The organism is Bradyrhizobium manausense (assembly GCF_018131105.1).
Classification (GTDB): domain Bacteria; phylum Pseudomonadota; class Alphaproteobacteria; order Rhizobiales; family Xanthobacteraceae; genus Bradyrhizobium; species Bradyrhizobium manausense_B.
In genome coordinates, this window is the sequence record NZ_JAFCJI010000004.1 from 173669 (window position 1) to 191909 (window position 18241).

Sequence of the window (18241 nt, forward strand, 5' to 3'; positions counted from 1 at the left end):
TAACGTTACATTCATGAAACTGACCAACGCCAAGTCTGTGAAACAGGGCATCCGCGCCGTGGCGGCCCGCGCCGGCGTTTCAACCGCATCGGTCTCGCGCGCGCTCAACAATCCCGATGCGGTGAGCCCGTCCCTGCGTGCGCGCATCGAACAGGCCATCGACGCGCTGGGTTACATCCCGCATGCGCCGGCGCGCATCCTGTCGTCGCGTCGCTCGCGCACCCTCGGCGCGATCGTGCCGACGATCGACAACACGATGTTCGCGCGCGGCATCGCATCGCTCCAGCAATATCTGTCGTCGGTCGGATACATGCTGTTCCTCACCACCAGCGGCTACGATCTCGACGTCGAATTGCAGCAGGCGCGCAATCTGATCAGCCGCGGTGTCGACGGCCTGGTGCTGCGCGGCGACTGCCATCACGACGGCTTGCGAAAACTGCTCGCCGACAACGTGGTGCCGTTCATCAATGTCGGCATCTACCAGCCCGACAGGCCCTATCCTTGCGTCGGCACCAACAACGAAGCCGCAGCCCATCGCGCGGCCGCCCATGTCATCGAACTTGGCCACCGCCGCGTCGGAATCGTCTCGGCACTCCAGCGCAACAACGACCGCGCCAGCGCCCGCGTGGCCGGCTTTCGCCGCGCGCTGGCCGAGAACGGCATCGAGCTTCCGGCGCAATGGCATGTCGAAGTGCCCTATACGCTGGACGACGCGCGCGAGGCCGCGCGCTATCTCCTGAGCCTCAAGGACCGCCCGACCGCCGTGGTGTGCGGCAACGACGTCATCGCCTATGGCGTGCTGCTCGAGGCGGAACGCGACGGCTTCTCCGTGCCGCGCGATCTGTCCGTGATCGGATTCGACGACCTCGACTGGAGCCGCCATCTGCGGCCGAGCCTGACCACGATCCACGTTCCGACCGGAGAAACCTGGCAGCGCGCCGGCGAATATCTGGTGCGCAGCCTCGCCGGCGAGCAGACCATCATGCATCGCGAGATCGATTTCTCGCTGGTGGTCCGCGAGTCGACAGCTCCGCCTCCGAAATCCCTGAAGTGAGACCCTGCCCCATGAGTTCGAATTTCTCTCTCGCGCCCGGCTTTCATGCCGTCGTGATCGGCGGCGCCGGTGACATCGGCGCTGCGATCAGCAACCAGTTCTGCGATCTCGGCGCGACGGTGACCGCAACCGGCGCGAACGAAGCCGATGTTGCGCGGACGCTGCTCAAGCCTCGCGCGGGTCTTACGCTCGCGACGCTCGATGTGACCGATGACGTGGCCGTGACGTCGTTCGCCGGGAAGCACCAACGCGTCGACGCGCTGGTCAATTGCGCCGGCATGCTCGCGCGCGACAAGGAGTTCGAGATCGAGACCTTCATGAAGGTGATCGACGTCAATCTCACCGGCACCTTCCGAAGCTGCATGGCATTCCAGCCGCGGCTTGCGGAGACCCAGGGCTCGATCGTCAACATCGCTTCGATGAACGCGACGTTGGCGCTGCCGCGGATTCCGGCCTATTGCGCCAGCAAGGGCGGTGTCGTGATGCTGACCAAGGCACTGGCCTTGAAGTGGGCCGAAGATGGCATCCGCGTCAACGCGGTCGCGCCCGGCTATATCGAAACCGCGATCAACGCTGCCGGCCGCACCGATCTTGCGCATTATCAGCGCATCGCGGACCGCACCGCCTTCAAGCGTTGGGGACAGCCGGAAGACATTGCCGGCGCCGTTGCCTTCCTCTGCATGCCAGCGTCGCAATATGCGACCGGCACGGTTGTCGCGGTCGATGGTGGATTTCTTGCGGGGTAGCGCGCGTGCCTACACGCCCAGCGCCTTGCGATTGAGGGTCCGCAGGAATCGCAGCGACAGGGTCCGCACGTTCGCGACGTTCAGCAGCCACGCAGCCGTAACGTAAGCGAGACCGCCGGCAAGGCTCACGATGATCAGCGCCACGATGCCGGTGCCGCTGACCTGCGAGCGCGCGGCGAAGATCGCTCCCGCCATGGCCGCGGCCGATGCCGCAACGCCGGCAAGCCTGACGACATCGAACGGCACCGGATGGGCACGGTGCATCAGCGTGACGGCGACGACAAAGCCGATCACCTCGGTTGCGAGCGTCGCCAGCGCGGCGCCATAGATGCCGTAGCTCGCGACCAGCGCGACCATCAGCGCCACGCTCACGACCAGCGTGAGGAACGACTGCGCCGCCAGCATGAAAGGCCGCTCGGCGAGCTGAAAGCTGAGCTGGACGTAGAATTGATTGGCGATGCCGAAGAAGCGGGCGAGCACCAGCGTCGGCAGCAGCGCGGACACGCCGGCGCGGAAATCGACACCGACGAGCGTACCCGCGACCTGGTCGGCGGCGAGCGCAAGCCAGATCGCGACGGGCGCGACGACGACGAGCAGCAGTTCGAGACTCTCGGTCAGCCGTTGCCGCGTCGCGTCGTTGCTGTTCTCCGACAGCGAGCGGAACACCAGCGGCACGGTGGCCGCTGCAACGCTGCCGGCGATCATGACCATGAACTGGCGCGGCAGTTCGGCGGCGACGCCGAAAATGCCGGCGGAATCCTTGCCGAGCAGCCAGGCAACGATGAGCCGGTCGCTGGCCGAGTAGACCGCAACCGAGAGCCCCGCCAACGTCAGCGGCAGACCATAGCGCGCGAGCTGCATGAACTGGCTGCGCGAAAAGCCCGCGATCCTGGTGCGATCGCCGACGAGATTGAGAACGATGCCGGTGAGCGAGCCGAGGCCGAACGCCGCGAGCAAGCCCATGCCGCCCCAGCCAAGCCAGATCCCGAGCAGGCCGAAACCCACGCTCGAGACGCTGCGCACGATCGAAATCGCCGCGAAGCGATAGGGCCGCAGCTTCGCGCGCTCGAACTCCTGGCCGACATCAACCGCATTCGACATGATGGCGACGAACATGCTCGCCAGTACCAGCTCGACACTGACGTCGCTGCGGAACAGGAACACCAACGGGGTCGCGGCGCACATGGCGACGACCGTGAGCGCAAAAGCGACCATCGCCGTGCCGCGAAAATCCACCTCACCCGACATCGCCTGATAGCGCGACACCGACAACTTGATCCAGACGAAGAAGATCGCGCCCAGAATGCCGGCGATGCTCATGCCGACGACATAGACGCCATACTCCGCCGGCGTGAGCAGCCGCGTGTAGGCGGTCACCGCAAAGAAGCCCACCGCCGCAGGCAGGATATGGGCGACGAGATAGATGGAGAAATGGCGGTTCAGCATGCGTGCACGGGACTGGCGGCCTTGATTGAAATCGGGTGGCCGTTGATCAGTTGGACCTTGGCGTGACGATCAAAAGCTCGGCGATTGGACTGCGCCGCAGCATCTCCCAAGAGTGTCACATAAGTCTGCAAATCGGCCCGCGAATGGGGCGGGCCGGCGGGTTTCGCGCGTTAGCGTTAAATTTGCCCTGTCCTTGAACCGGCCGACGCTATCACCGAAAAGAAACCATGATTTCAGGTCGTCGCCCGACCTTTGGTTAATGCGTGGACGTGACGAAGATGGACGTTGCCGAACGTTTGCGAGAGAATCCCGCCTCGCTGCCCCATGGCGGGACGGATGCGTCCCTGGTTCCAGCATCCCCTGCGGATGGGGGTGAGCGGATGACGCTCAATCTATTCTTCGAGGAGCGGGCTGATCGCTGGTTTCCCGGCGACCGCCACATTCGCCCGCTGCTGCGGCGGATGCTGCTCGGAAAATCCTGGATCAGCGGCCAGCGGCGTGTGTTCCTCAATCTCTGTGCCGGGCTCGAACGGGTCGGGATTCCCTATCGCCTCAACGACTACAGCTACATCCGCAAGCATCCGGAGGAGCTCGCCTGCATCCTCGGGCGCCCGTTCGTGCTCGATCGCTTCGCTTGGAAGAACCCGCTCCTGCTCGGCGTCGTGATGTACAACCATCCCGTGGACGTACCCGCGCATCACAAGGATCCACTCAACCAAACCATCCTGGTGCCCTGCAACTGGTATGCGGAGATGTGCCGGCCATATTGGCCCGGAGTCGAGGTGTGGCCGGTCGGTATCGAAACCGATTTGTGGACGCCGGCGCCGGCCGCGCAGAAGAGCGTCGACGTGCTGCTCTACGACAAGGTGCGCTGGGACCACGAGCGCTATGAGAGCGAGCTGATCGATCCGATCCGCCGGCATCTCGAAGCAAGTGGCCGCTCGGTCGAAGTGATCCGCTACGGCCACTATAGGGAAGATGATTACAAGGCGGCGCTGGCGCGCTGCCGCAGCATGGTCTTCCTGTGCGAGCACGAGAGCCAGGGCATCGCCTGCCAGCAGGCGCTGTCCAGCGGCGTGCCCGTGTTCGCCTGGGATCGCGGCGGCCCATGGCAGGATCCGGCGTACTTTCCGGATCGCGTGAGATACGAAGGCGGCGTGTCCTCGGTTCCCTATTTCGACGACCGCTGCGGCCGCACGTTCATCGACGCGGGCGGCTTCAGCTCCGGCTGGAGCGATTTCTGGTCGCATGTGAGCACGGGCGACTTCGCACCTCGCGATTATGTGATGGAGCATCTCACGCTCGAAAAGGGCGCGCTTCACTATTACGGCATCGCTGAAGCGGTGATGCAGCGCCAGGCGCGCTGAGGCGACCGTCTGCAAAAGTTAACCCAACGACGGGAAACCACGGCGTGGCAAGGTGCCGCTTGGTACGATGGCGCGTTGGTTCCGGAAGGACTGCAGCCACGTGATGAAGCTCGACAGACGCGAATTTATCCTCGGCAGCGCCGCCACGCTCGCGGCGGGCACATCGGCATCAGCACTGCCGGTGTCGAAACTTGTCCAGCGCCATCCGGGCTATGGTGCCGCCGCCACGCTCCTGGACCTGCAGGCCGATCCGCGGCTCGGCGAAGCCATCAGCACCTATTGCACCCAGGTGGTTCCGGTGCAGGAGCTGAAATGGCCGATGCTGAGGCCGGACGCGCACACCTTCGCCTTCGAGCACGCCGATGCCATCCATGATTTCGCTCAGAAGAACGACCTGACCATGCGCGGCCATACTCTCGTCTGGTATTACGACATTCCCGACTGGACCAAACAGCTCAAGGATTCGAAGGCGGTCGAGCGCGCCTATGTCGATCACATCAACACCGTCGTGTCCTATTACAAGGACAAGCTGACCTCATGGGACGTCGTCAACGAACCCATCCCTGACAATCCCAAGAGCGTCAAGGACCGGCGTGACACGTTCTGGACCCAGCATCTCGGCGACCGCTGGATTCCGCTGGCCTACCGCACCGCTGCGGCTGCCGATCCCTCCGTCAAGCTCGCGATCAACGAATACGACATCGAATCGGCGAAGGATTCGTTCATCGCCAAGCGCGCCGCCTACCGCAACCTCATCATGGACCTGCTCGACCAGGGCGTTCCGCTGCATGCGGTCGGACTGCAATCGCATCTGCATGCCGAGCTCGAGATCGATACCCACGGGCTCGCCGACTTCGTGACCGAAGTGCGCTCATGGGGTCTCGAGGTCTTCGTCACCGAGCTCGACGTCAACGACGAGAAGCTGACAGGTAGTCCTTCGGAGCGCGATGCCATCGTCGCCAAGCGCGTCGACGATCTCCTGACGGCAATTTCGACCAGCGGACCGGTGCGCTCGATCCTGACCTGGGGCATTTCCGACCGCTACAGCTGGATGAACGGCCTGGTCAAGCGCCCGGACAAGCAGCCGAACCGTCCGCTGCCACTCGACGGCGAGTTCAAGCCGAAGCCGTTCATGGACGTGATCGGCAAGTTCACGAAGGACGTGTGAAGCCCGGACCGGCTACGAAATTTAGCCGTCCGATGGCAGCCCCTGCGCGATGCCGCGAAAGCGCAGCGGCGCCAGCGACGCTGCGCGCTGCCACCAGTCGGCAACGCGATCGTCGAGAGCAGTTACGCCACGACCACGACCGGGAAAGATCCGGATCTGCTGCACAGCTTCCGCCTCGAACCCTTTGCCCTTGCGCGTGATCTTGAGCGCGGCGCCTTCGCGGTCCCGCTGCGTCAGCGGCACCAGCAGGCGGCCGCGCGGGCGGAGCGAAGCGAGCCAGAGCGGATGCGGATGCGGGAAGCCGGCATGCACGATGATGACATCGGCCGGCTCGCCGATATCGCGGCAACCGTCGCCGTTGACGACCTCGACATTCGAATAGGCGCGGAGATAAGTCGCGGCGCGCGATGCAAGACGTGCGTCGCATTCGATCGCCTCCACCCTGCCCTTCGGACCCACGATTTCCGACAGGATCGCCGAGAAATAGCCGAGCCCGCAGCCGATCTGGACCACGCGGTCCTTTTCACCGACGCCAAGCAGATCGATGAAGTACGCCCACAGGCTCGGCAAACCCGTGTCGAGCTTGCGGCGCGCGTCGATGGCGACCAGCACGTTGTCGTAGAGATGGATGGGATCGGCGTCGGGGGTCAGGCGGTAGCTCCGCGCGGCCTCGCTCTTGACGCGCCATGGCCCCTTCGCCAGAAAGTTTTCGCGCGGCACCGCCGCGAGTGCTTTCAGCAGGCGCGGCGAGCTAATTCGCTCTCGCTTTGCAATCAGCGCAACGTAACGTGCGCGCGCCGCTGACAGATCGGTCATTTCACCGGATCGGCCTGCGGACGAGCCGGCGTGTCGCCCCCGAGCTCGTGCACGAGCTGCATGGCCAGCTTGAGGTCCGGCGTCAGGAAGCCCTCGTTGAACTTGCCGACGATCGGCAGGAGCAGAAGGCTCGCATGTTCGCGCTTGCCTGATACGTGCGACAGCCGCGCCAGGCTGACCGCCGTTCTCAGCTCCCAGGACAACGCGCCCTGCTTGCGTGCCGTCTCGAGCGACAGGCCGAACAGATCTTCGGCCTCCTGCACCGAGACCGGATTGCCGTCCGACAAGGTAATCTCGCCCTGCAGGCGATAGACCTCGGCAAGATACGAGTGATCGCCGGTCCGTCTTGCGGTCGCAAGCGCCCCGTCCAGCGCGCGCAAGGCGGCGTCGCGCATGCCGACCTTGGCATAGGCTTCCGCGAGCAGGCATCGGAACCAGCAACCGGCGAGCCAGGAATCCATCGCCTCATACTCGTCGAGGCCGAAGCGCATCTGGCTGATGCCTTCATCGGCTTCACCGAGCTGCGCCAGCGCCCAGCCGCGCAGGATCGCAGCCTGCTGCTTCCAGTGCAGGAAATTGTGCTCGGTGGCGATGATCATGGCGCGGTTGGCATGATCCCGCGTGCCCTCGATATCACGCAAATGCTGGCAGAGATAAGCGCCGAACACCAGGGCGAAGGCGAGCGAGAAGGGATGGCGGATCTTCTCCGCGAGCGCAATCGCCTGCTCGCTGTGCTGGCGCGCCGCGTCGGGCTGGCCGAGGAACCAGAGGAGATAACCGAGATAGGACAGCGAGACGACGCCGGGATCGGTGCCGTGGCGCTCCATCAGGTCGGAATGCAGATCGGCGCTGTAGAGATCGATGCAGCGATGCAGATGATGCTGCGCGGCGGCGAAGCGCCCGCGATAGAGCATGGTCATTGCGATCGAGCGGTGTGCCTCGATCAGATAACCGGTCTGCTGCGCCGCCTCCTCGTTCAACCGCTCGCGCTTGGCGAATTTCAACAGCTCGACGCTGAGATCGTGCGCGCGGGTGAGATCAGCACGGATGAAATGGCAGACCCAGAGTCCGCGGGTGGCGGCAAAGGTCTTTTCGTCGTCATCGAGCTGCTGGCCGAGCTCGAGCGCGCGGATGTAGTTCTCCTCGACCTCCTGCACGGCGTAGCCCTTGGCGGCAATCAGCGCGTTGCCGAGCGCGATCCGCAGCTCGAGCTCCATTTCGTCGGCGCCCTGCATGCGGGTGTTGGCCTGCACGACACTCAAGCCACGGCGAAGATGGCCGATCGCCTCGAGATTGGCGCCGCTCTTGGCCGCCTGCTTGCCGGCCTTGAGCCAGAAGCTGGCGGCGCCCTCGCTCTGGCCGGACTCGGTGAGATGATGGGCGAGCAGCTCCGGCTCGCGCTCGGTCTTCTCCGGATACATCTCGGCCAGCACCTGGGCGATGCTGGCATGCAGCTTGCGCCGCTCGCTATGCAACAGGCTGTCATGCGCCGCGTTCTGGATCATCACGTGCTTGAAGGAGTAGAGCGCATCGGGCGGATGACCGCGGCGCATGATCAGACCGGCCTCTTCCAGATGTGTCAGCGCCGCCTCGATCTGCTCCGCCGGCGTGTTTGCGACCGCGTTCAGGGTCTCGTAGGAGAATTCGCGGCCGATGGTGGCGCCGATCTGCGCGATCCGCTTGAACGGCCCCATCCGATCGAGACGCGCCATCAGCGAGTCCGTCAAAGTCGCCGGGATCGCGAGCTGCCGCCACGGGCCCGACAGCACGTAGCGCCCATGCCGCTCGGTCAGGAGGTTGGATTCGAGAACGGTCTTGGTCAATTCCTCGAGGAACAGCGGCACGCCGTCGGTCTTGACGATGATCTCCTCGACGACCTCCTTCGGCAACTCGCGCCCCGCGACGCGCTCGACCAGCGTCGTGCGCAGCGGCCGGCTCAACCGGTTCAGCACCAGCGTGGTGATGTGCGAATGCGCATTCCAGCTCGGCTGGAATTCGGACCGCGCGGTGATGATGGCCAGGATTGGCCGGTTTTGCACCCGGTCAACCAGAAGGTCGACCACCTCGCGGGAGGTCGGATCGATCCAGTGCAGATCCTCGAAGACCATCACCAGCGGCATCTCGCGTGCGAGCCCGAGAAAGTGATTGACCAGCGCCGCGGTGGTCGCGTCCTTCTGTTGCTGCGGCGACAGGTCGAGCGGCGGATAGCGCTCTCCGGTCGGGATCGACAACAGCGCGGCAAACAGCGGCGCCACTTGCTCGACATCACCGTGGGCGGCGGCAATCGCCGTCTCCAGGTCCGTCAACGACAGCGCGGACGCATCCTCGCGGTCGAGGCCGAGCGCGAATTTGAGCTGCTCGACGAACGGATAGAATGCAGTGGAGATGTAATAAGGCGAGCACTGGAACGAGACCTGTCCGTGCCGGTCACCTGAGATCCGCTCAAAAATCTCCTGAATGATGCGCGACTTGCCGATGCCGGGCTCGCCGAACTTGACGACAACCTGACCATCGCCTCCCTTGATCTGCTCCCAGCGTCCCATCAGGAGCGCAATCTCCTCCTCGCGGTTGACGAGCGGGGTCAGCCGCGTGCCCATCGCGGCGGCGAAGCGGGTCTCCACGCGCGTCGCGCGCACGACGTGCCAGGCCTGGGTCTTTTCCGAGATGCCCTTCAACGTTTGGGCGCCGAGATTGCGGTAATCGAACTTGCCCTTCAGCAGCGATTGCGTCGAGGCGGAGATCACCACGCCGTTGGGCGGCGCCAGCGCCTGCAGGCGCGCGGCAAGATTGACAGTCTCGCCGACCGCGGAATCGCGCTCCTCGGTGCCCTGGCCGACGAGGTCGCCGACCACGACGAGGCCGGTCGCTATGCCGATGCGGACGGCCGGCGCATGGCTGAGCGCACCGCGCGGCTCGATCGCGCGCGCGGTCGACAGCACCCGTACGATCTCGAGACCGGCGCGCACCGAGCGCTCGGCATCGTCCTCATGCGCGGTCGGGTAGCCGAAATAGACCAGAATGCCGTCCCCGACGAAGCGGGCGGCATAGCCTTCGTAATGCTTGACCACGCGCACGCAGGTCTCGCGGAAGCTCGCGATCATGTCGCGCACGTCTTCGGGGTCGAACTGGGCGGAGAGCGCGGTGGAATCCACCATGTCACAGAACATGGTGGTGAGCTGACGCCGTTCTGCGCCGACCTCCGTGCGGGCAGGCTGTCGCGCGAGCTCAGCCGGTGCCTCCGCCGACTCGGCCGGGAACAGCGCAGCCGTCGCGCGCTGCAGCCGCTTGCGATCGCCGAGCGGCAGCCCGAGCTCGGCAAGGTCGGCCTCCGTCAGGTCACCCATGACGTCGAGATCGAGCCGGTGCTGCGCGAACAGATCGGTGTAGTGACCAAGACCGATGCCTTCGAGCCAGCGCTTCAACCCGACGTCTGTCCCCGGCTCGTTCTCCAGCATGGTGATTCCACCCCGACACTCCCTCCGCCGAAGGGCTTAAAGGTCCCTCAACCACAGATTTTGGGACCTAAACTTCACCTCAGACTGGACGCGTTCCCTAACTCCAGCGAAGAATAGCCCAATCGGATCAAAAGGGAATGGCATTGTCGGGCATTGCATCCGGAGCGGGAGAGATATCTACCGCAGACGCCAATGGCTTGGCCGATATCGGCGGCCTGCTCGCCTTTCATGCGCGAACGACCCCGGCAGCGCCTGCCCTGCTCGCGCCCGGACGTCCGCCGCTGACCTACGGCGCGCTCGGCGCCACGATCGAGCACCTGCTCCGCACGCTGCGTGGCCTCGGCATTGCACCTGCCGACCGGGTTGCTGTTGCGCTGCCACGCGGCGCCGACAGCGCGCTGGCCCTGATCGCGGTGGCGTCAAGCTGCGCTTGCGTCCCCCTCAACCCCGATCTGACGGCGGATGAGCTGCAACGCTATTTCAGCGAGATGAAGCTGACCGCACTCGTGACGCGGGCCGACATGAACTCGCCGAGCCGTGACGTCGCCAGGGCGCTCGATATCGCGGTGATCGACTTCGTGCCCGGACCGGGAGCGGATCTCGGCGGCTGCGAATTCATCGGCCCGCCGGTCGGCCCGGCCTGCAAGAACGGCGCCGCACGCGCCGAGGATGATGCGTTCCTCCTGCTGACGTCGGGCACGGCGGCACGGCCGAAAATGGTGCCGCTGACACATCGCAATGTGTGTCTCTCCGCGCAAAATGCCGGCCGCGCATTGTCGCTCGCTGCGCAGGATCGGCTGCTCAATGCCCTGCCGCTGTTTCACGCCCATGGCCTGATTTCCGGTCTGCTGACAGCGCTCGTGGCGGGCTCGAGCGTGATTGTGACCGGCGGCTTCGACGCGCCATCCTTCTTCGGCTGGATGCGGGATCTGCAACCGACCTGGTACACCGCGGTGCCGACCATTCATCGCGCGCTGCTGACCGCCGCGGAAGCCAGCCCCGAACTCGTCCGCTCGTCGTCGCTGCGTGTGATCCGCTCGGCCTCATCCTCGCTCGCGCCCGCCATCCTCAACGGATTGGAGGCGACCTTTGGCGTGCCAGTGCTCGAGACTTACGGCATGACGGAGGCGGCATCGCAGATCGCCGCCAATCCGTCCGAATTGCGCAAGATCGGCTCGGTCGGCCGCGCCGCCGGTCCCGAGATCGCGATCATGGACGAGACCGGCCGCAAACTGGCGAGCGGCAAACGCGGCGAGATCATGCTGCGCGGACCGAATATGAGTCGCGGCTATTATAATGACGAAGCGGCGACACAGGCCGCCTTCCGCGACGGCTGGTTCAGGACCGGCGATCTCGGCTATCTCGATGCCGACGGCTATCTCTTCATCGTCGGCCGCATCAAGGACGTCATCAACCGCGGCGGCCAGAAGGTCTCGCCGCTGGAGGTGGAGGAGGCGTTGCTGGCCCATCCGGCGGTGCTGGAGGCAGGCGTCTTCGCTGTCCCCCACACAAAGCTCGGCGAGAACGTCGCCGCCGTCGTGGTGCTGCGGGACAATTCCGAGGCGACGTCCGACCAGTTGCGCCAGTTCGTGCGCAAACGGCTTGCCGCCTACAAGGTGCCGAGCCTGATCCGCAGCGTGACGGCGCTACCGAAAGGCGCCAGCGGCAAGGTCAAGCGCAATGCGCTGGCCGAGCTGATTTCGGCCTCCCATGATGACGACGAGACACAACTGCCGCGCAACGCCCTGGAGACCCAGCTCGCGGAGATCTGGGCCAGCCTGCTTGATTTGCCACAGGTCGGAATCGATCAGGACGTGTTTGCGCTGGGCGCGGATTCGCTCGCGGTCACGCAGATGCGCTCGCGCCTGCGCGAACGCTTCAACGTCGACTTCTCCTTTGAGCACATCTTTGATTGCACCACGGTCGGCGCCCTTGCGGCCCGGATCGAGACCACGGCGCATCGCGATGCGATGATGCCGGCGTGGCGCCCGCAGGCTTCCGAAGCAGACGCGCCGCTGTCGTTCCAGCAACAGCGGATGTATGTCCTCTCGCGGCTCGATCCGACCCGTTACAATTATAATGTCGTTGAGGTCGCGCTGCTCAAGGGCGGGGTCGACATCGCTGCGCTTCAGACGAGCCTCGCGTCAATTTGCCAGCGCCATGAAGCGCTGCGCTCGGTCTTCGTCGAACGCGAAGGCGAGCCCGTGCAACGTGTGCTTCGAAGGGCACCGCGGTTCGAGCGGATCAAGCTGAAGCCTTGCCCTGCGCAGCGACGGGCTGCGGTCGTCAGGCGCGAGGCGCTGAAGCTTGCGCAGTATCCGTTTGATCTTGCCCGCGAGCCACCGCTGAAGGTCACACTGCTCTCGTTCGACAAATCCAGCCATGCGCTGGTGGTCAACGTCCATCACCTCGTCACCGACGGCTGGTCGCAGCGGCTGTTTTGGGAGGCGCTCGCCGCCGGATATTCCGCCGCGCGCAAGGATGGCACGTCAGCGCTGCCCTCAACCGGCTTCCAATATCGTGACTTTGCGCGCTGGCAGCAGAACTGGGCGCAGACGCCGGCGGCGAAGGAGCAGCTCGATTATTGGCGGACACAGCTCGACGGCATCACCACGCTGCCGCTGCGGCCCGACCGGCCGCGGCCCGACGTCTGGAGCGGTCACGGCGCCCGTCATTATTTCGAATTCTCCAAGGGCCTTTCGGCTGACATTCGCGCGCTGAGCCAGCACCAGGGCGTCACGCCCTTCATGACCCTGCTCGCGGTGTTTCAGTGCCTGTTGTTCCGCCACACCGGACATGAGGATGTCGCGACCGGCTCCCTGATCGCGAATCGCAACCAGATCGAAAGCGAGCGCCTGATCGGGCTGTTTGCCAACACACTGATCCTGCGCAACGATTTCGGCGGCGACCCAACCTTCGGCGAGATGCTGCGGCGGGTTCGCCAGGTCACCCTCGACGCCTATCGCAACCAGGACCTTCCGATCGAAGAGGTCCTTCGTGCGTTGCAGATCGCGCGAAGGAGCGACGGCAATCCGCTGTTCCGCATCATGTTCATCCTCCAGAACGCTTCGATCGAGGCCGCGCGCTTCCCGGGCCTGTCGTCGCGCCGGTTGGAAATCGACCCTGAAGTCGCGCGCTTCGACATCACACTCGAACTGGTCGAGGCCGAGGGCCGCTTCACCGGCTTCTTCGAATACGCCACTGATCTGTTCGACGCAGGCACGATCGAGGGCATGGCGGATCAGTTCAAGACGCTGCTCAAAGCGGTGATCGCCAATCCTGAGCAGCGCATCTTGCGCCTGCCACTGCTGACGGACGCGGAACGCCGCCGGTTGCTGACCAAGGGCACGACGGCCAATTTCGCGGCGCGCGGCAATCCCTGCGATCGCTTCGAGCGGCAGGCGAAGAAGACGCCGAATGCGGTAGCGATATCCGATGGAGATCAGTCCCTGAGCTATCGCGAGCTGGCCCGCCGCAGCCAGGCTGTCGCGCGCTGGCTCACCCGCGAGGGTATCGGCGCCGAGAGCGTGGTCGCCTTGCTCGCGGCGCGTGGGCCCAACCTGCTCGCCGCGATGATTGGCGTGCAGCGCGCGGGCGCGGCCTTCCTGAACCTCGATCCCGAGCAGCCGCCGGCGCGGCTCGCGACCATCCTCGGATCAAGCTGCGCAAGTGTTCTGCTGACGGGGCGCGCGCAATCCGCCATGGTCGACTCGCTGGTCGAACCTCTGATCGCACGCATCCGGGTGGCGGAGCTCGGGGACGCGATCGCGCTGAACTCGACCAAGCCGGCACGCCCGGCGCGGCGCACAAGCAGGAGCCTTGCCTACCTCATCTATACTTCAGGCTCTTCCGGTGCATCGAAGGGCGTCATGATCGAGCAGCGCGGGCTGTCGAACCATCTGGCGTCGCTGATCTCCGAGCTGGGCCTCACAAGCAAAGACGTGATCGCCCAGACCGCACCGCAGAGTTTTGTGATCTCGGTCTGGCAGTTACTCGCCGGTCCCATGACGGGCGCGCGGGTCCATGTCTGTGGGCATGCAATCGTGCAGGACCCGGCGCTGCTGGCGCGCGAGATCGAACGCGAAGGCATCACTGTGCTGGAGATCGTTCCTTCGCTGCTGCGGGTGATCCTCGAACGAATGGACGAGGCCGCGATACAGCGCGCCTTTTCAAGACTGCGACTGCTGATCTCGACCGGTGAGCCGCTGCCGGTTGATCTCTGCCGCGCATGGTTCGCCCACTGCCCAAAGGTGCCGCTGATCAACGCCTATGGCGCCTCGGAATGTTCGGATGACGTCTCGCTGCACCGGTTGACCAAGGCACCCGACACGGTGACGACCAATGTTCCGGTCGGCGCGCCGCTGCCCAACACCCAGCTCTACGTGCTCGACCCGAATCTGGAGCCGCAGCCGATCGGCGTGGTCGGCGAGCTCTGCGTCGGCGGCGCCGGGGTCGGCCGCGGCTATGTCAACGATCCCGCACAGAGCCGGGAGCGCTTCATCCCCGATCCGTTCGCGCGCCAGGAGAGTGGCCGGCTGTACCGCACCGGCGACCTCGCTCGCCGCCGCGCCGACGGAACGATCGAATGCCTCGGCCGCGCCGACCTTCAGGTCAAGGTCCGCGGTTATCGCATCGAGCTCAAGGAGATCGAGGCAGCACTTGGCGATCACGCCAGCGTGCGCGCCGGCATCGTCGAGCCGCGCCGCGACGCCAATGGCGATGTCAGGCTGATCGCCCATGTCGTCGCCAAATCAGACAGCCAGATCAGCGCCAGCGCGCTACGCGATTTCCTCAAGAACCGGCTGCCAGGCCATGCGATCCCTTCCGCATTCCTGTTCCTGGATCAGATCCCGCTTAACGCCCATGGCAAGCTCGATCGCTCCGCCCTGCTTGCACCTGCGCAACAAGAGGCCGCCGGGACGGAAGCCACCGTACCGGCCCGCCGCTTCACCGAAAAGGTTCTGTCCGACATCTGGATCGACCTGCTGAAGGTCGAGAGCCTCGGTGTCACCGACAATTTCTTCGACCTCGGCGGCCATTCGCTGCTGGCGGGCCAGACGATGGCGCGCGTGGCGCGTGCGCTCGGGGTCTCGCTGCCGATCAAGAGCATCTTCGAGGCGCCGACGATCGAGGAACTCGCCCGCCGGGTCGACGAGGCCGTTGCAACGAAGCCGCAAAAACCTGCAGCGGGCGTACCCCGCCTTGCCCATAACGCACCTCCCACGCTGTCGATCGCACAGGATCAGATGATGCGGATCGAGCAGAACCTGCCCGATCTGCCGTTGTTCAACCTGCCGTTCGCCTTCCACCTCGAGGGCCGGATTGATCCGCACCTCCTGGCGCAGGCCATCGACGACATCGTGCGCCGCCACGATTCGTTGCGGACGGCGTTCGGCTGGGATGGTGACCAGCCGATCAACCGGGTCATCGCGCCCGCCGCGCTCGGTCCGGTGCTCACCGTCGAGACCATTGGCGACGGACGGCCCCACGACAACAAGCGACGCAAGGCGCTCGAGCTGAGGAAGATCGAACTCCTGATCGCGCAGGAGGCCTATACCCCTGTGAACACCGCCCGGGCGCCGCTCCTGCGGGCGCGGCTGCTGCGGCTTCACGCCGAGGATCACATCCTGCTGTTGACGCTGCATCATGCCATCGCCGATGGCTGGTCGATCGGCGTGCTGTTCGAGGAATTGTCGAGCCGCTACGCGGCGCTGGCGGGCCATCCGTCAGCGCCTTTGCTGCAGGTGCCGCTCGCTTTCTCGGATGTCGCACGCTGGCAGCGCTGGTGGTGCGGCACCGATGCAGCCCGCCGTCAGACTGACGACTGGACCGAGAATTTGCGCGGCGCAACTCCCTCGTTTGACGGTGAAGCACGGCCGGGCGCGTCGACCGGCCATCATCCGCTCAGTCTCGAGCGCGACCTCGTCACCCGGCTCACGGCGTATGCGCGCCAGCACAACGCCACGCTGTTCATGTGTCTGCTCACCGGCCTGAAGGCGCTGCTGCTGGCGCGGACCGGGCGCACCGACATTTCGGTCGCCACCGCCATGGCCAACCGCGCCCAGCCGGACACCGAGCGAATCGTCGGTTCGTTCGAGAACACCGTGATCGTCCGCAGCCAAATCACGCCGGATCTGTCGTTCACGGAGGCCTTGGCCCGGGTGCGCCAAAGCGTGCTCGACGCCCATGCGCGGCAAGAGCTGCCGTTCAACATCCTGGCCGACCATCTGGAGCAGGAGGGCATCGACCCTGCGTCGCTGCTCCAGGTCTATTTCACGCTGCAGAATCCGCTGCGCCAGCCGCTCGACCTGCCTGATGTCACGGTGCAATCGATCGGAAACGTCGCGCGCGAGGGTCAGCCTGTGCTTCCCATCGACCAGACCTGGCTGTCGCTGATGCTCAAGGAGCGCCCGACCGGAATCACCGGTTCATGCAATTTCAAACGCGACCTGCTCGACGGCGGCATGGTCGGCGCGTGGATGGACGATCTCGTCGCACTGCTGGTGGTCGCCGTTGCCCGACCCGATACCACGCTCGAGCGATTGCTCGTGCGCAAGGCGGCATGAAAGGCCGTCCACTCCAGGTGAACAAGATTTCACGCCAAAGCTGTGAATGAACAAGTTGCATCTTGATTATTTGGCGCCAGCGCGCAAGATTATTCTCGCGTTTTGATTTGGACTGATTTCAACCGGGGGAGTGTTATGAGTTTCATCAAATTTACCAAGGGTACCTCGCTGAGCGACAAGGACCGCAAGTCCTTGCAGAAGCTGCTGACCGACGAGAAGAAGAAGCTTCAGTCGGCACTCAAGGACGTCGACACCAGCCTTTCGATGCTGGGCGGCAAAAAGGCCAAGAAGAAGAAAAAGTAAGATTTGTCGGCCGACACGCCGCGCGAATCTTCCATTTCATTTCGAAATTTGGGCCGCTCGCTTGTCGAGTTGGGGTCTCGCACAAGCTTGTCGCTGCAAACCGGCCGGCACTCGACAAGAATTTGCCCGGGTGGACCGCCAAGAGCGGTTCGCTCGGTTGCTTTGTGCTCGATTGATTTTTCGGTCAGGGTCGGATTTGGTCTCCGCCTTGACGCAATGGGCCGATTTGATGCCAGACGACCGCATTGAAGTGTTTATCGGACTGATCGAGAGCATCGACACGGCGGCCGGCGCCCTTCGCGCCACCCGCAACGCCTGGCCACTCCAGGAAGCGGCGGAATGAGTCCGGCGCGGCTGCGCGTCTTTCCTGCGATCTCGCGTAACCGCGATCCAAAGACATATGTCGCCGAACTGATGCGGGTCGCGGAGTTCGCCGACCGCGAGGGCTTCGAAGGTATTTTGCTGTTTGAAGGCAACGACGTCTTCGTCGAGCCGTGGGCCATGGCCCAGCACATCATGGCGGCGACCGAGCGAAGCTCGCCGCTGATCGCGGTCAATCCGGTCTACATGCATCCGTTCACGGCGGCGAAGTTCGTCTCGTCCTTTGCACAGCTCTACGGCCGCAAGATCTATCTCAACATGATCACGGGGACCGCCATCAGCGATTTGCAGGGCTTGGGTGACGAGCAGTCGCATGCCGACCGCTATGTCAGGCTCGGCGAATTCGTTGCGCTGATGCGCCAATTGCTCGCCAGCCCGCGGCCGGTCAATGCCGAGGGCCGGTTTTATCGCGCCAGCAATCTGCAACTCCGGCCGCGGCTGCCGACCGAGCTGATGCCGGAATTCTTGATTGCGGGCCAGTCGGAGGCAGCGCAACGCGTTGCAGAGGACACCGGCTGCATCAAGATGCAGATGCTGCCGCCCGACCTCGATCGCGGTCTCAACGCATCAGGAATGAATTTTGGCATCTTCGCGCGCGAGAGCGGCGACGAGGCGCGACGGGCCGCGAAGGCGCGCTTCCGCGATAATCCTGACGATCGCGAGCTGCTTGCACTCACGGTGCAGAACTCGGATTCCGTCTGGAAACGGCGGCTGTATGACGGCCAGAGCGGTGAGCTCGCCGCCAACGGCTATTGGCTGCTGCCCTATCTCACCTTCCAGGCCGATTGCCCCTATCTCGTCGGCAGCTATGCCGAGATCGGTACGAAGCTGAAGGAATTTGCGGCGAACGGCCTGACCACCATCATGCTCGACATGGTCGCGGATGAGACCGAGATGCAGCACGTCTGCAAGGCGCTGAAAACAAGCGGGATGTTTTGA

10 protein-coding genes are annotated in these 18241 nt (G+C 64.6%); 7 read left to right on the plus strand and 3 right to left on the minus strand.

Going from position 1 to position 18241, the window contains the following annotated elements; translation table 11 throughout:
• Positions 1-13 precede the first annotated feature (13 nt).
• Together JQ631_RS28925 and JQ631_RS28930 are read left to right on the plus strand one after the other, a co-directional pair.
• Entirely contained in the window at positions 14-1054 is a 1041-nt protein-coding gene (locus JQ631_RS28925; protein ID WP_212332726.1) for a LacI family DNA-binding transcriptional regulator, read from the plus strand.
• Between the two features lie 11 nt (positions 1055-1065).
• Positions 1066-1800 carry an SDR family NAD(P)-dependent oxidoreductase gene (locus JQ631_RS28930; RefSeq protein WP_212332728.1) on the plus strand — a complete coding sequence of 245 codons (735 nt, stop codon included), beginning with the start codon at positions 1066-1068 and terminating at the stop codon, positions 1798-1800.
• Positions 1801-1809: 9 nt separating this feature from the next.
• On the opposite strand, the gene JQ631_RS28935 is transcribed toward JQ631_RS28930, so the two are convergent.
• Entirely contained in the window at positions 1810-3246 is a 1437-nt protein-coding gene (locus tag JQ631_RS28935; RefSeq protein ID WP_212332730.1) for an oligosaccharide flippase family protein, read from the minus strand.
• Positions 3247-3524: 278 nt separating this feature from the next.
• Between JQ631_RS28935 and JQ631_RS28940 the strand changes: the two genes are divergently transcribed.
• Entirely contained in the window at positions 3525-4613 is a 1089-nt protein-coding gene (locus JQ631_RS28940; RefSeq protein ID WP_212332732.1) for a glycosyltransferase, read from the plus strand.
• A 100-nt stretch (positions 4614-4713) separates the two neighbouring features.
• Positions 4714-5781: an endo-1,4-beta-xylanase gene (locus JQ631_RS28945; protein ID WP_212332734.1), complete on the plus strand. Its 1068-nt coding sequence runs from the start codon at positions 4714-4716 to the stop codon at positions 5779-5781.
• 21 nt (positions 5782-5802) lie between these two features.
• Here the strand turns inward: JQ631_RS28945 and JQ631_RS28950 are convergent, their stop codons facing one another.
• Both JQ631_RS28950 and JQ631_RS28955 read right to left on the minus strand, forming a co-directional pair.
• Complete coding sequence (locus tag JQ631_RS28950) at positions 5803-6597, minus strand: protein-L-isoaspartate O-methyltransferase family protein (RefSeq protein WP_212332736.1); 795 nt, start codon at positions 6595-6597, stop codon at positions 5803-5805.
• The gene (locus JQ631_RS28955) at positions 6594-10052 is read right to left on the minus strand and encodes an ATP-binding protein (RefSeq protein WP_212332738.1); all 3459 of its coding nucleotides are present in this window, start codon (positions 10050-10052) and stop codon (positions 6594-6596) included. The genes JQ631_RS28950 and JQ631_RS28955 overlap by 4 nt, the downstream gene beginning before the upstream one ends.
• Positions 10053-10189: 137 nt before the next feature.
• Here JQ631_RS28955 and JQ631_RS28960 point away from each other — a divergent pair, with 137 nt between their 5' ends.
• From JQ631_RS28960 to JQ631_RS28970, 3 genes are all read left to right on the plus strand, one after another.
• Positions 10190-16618: a non-ribosomal peptide synthetase gene (locus JQ631_RS28960; protein ID WP_212332740.1), complete on the plus strand. Its 6429-nt coding sequence runs from the start codon at positions 10190-10192 to the stop codon at positions 16616-16618.
• Between the two features lie 135 nt (positions 16619-16753).
• Entirely contained in the window at positions 16754-16921 is a 168-nt protein-coding gene (locus JQ631_RS28965; protein ID WP_212332742.1) for a hypothetical protein, read from the plus strand.
• Positions 16922-17260: 339 nt separating this feature from the next.
• Positions 17261-18241 (plus strand): LLM class flavin-dependent oxidoreductase, encoded by a 981-nt coding sequence (locus JQ631_RS28970; RefSeq protein ID WP_212332744.1) that lies wholly within the window; start codon positions 17261-17263, stop codon positions 18239-18241.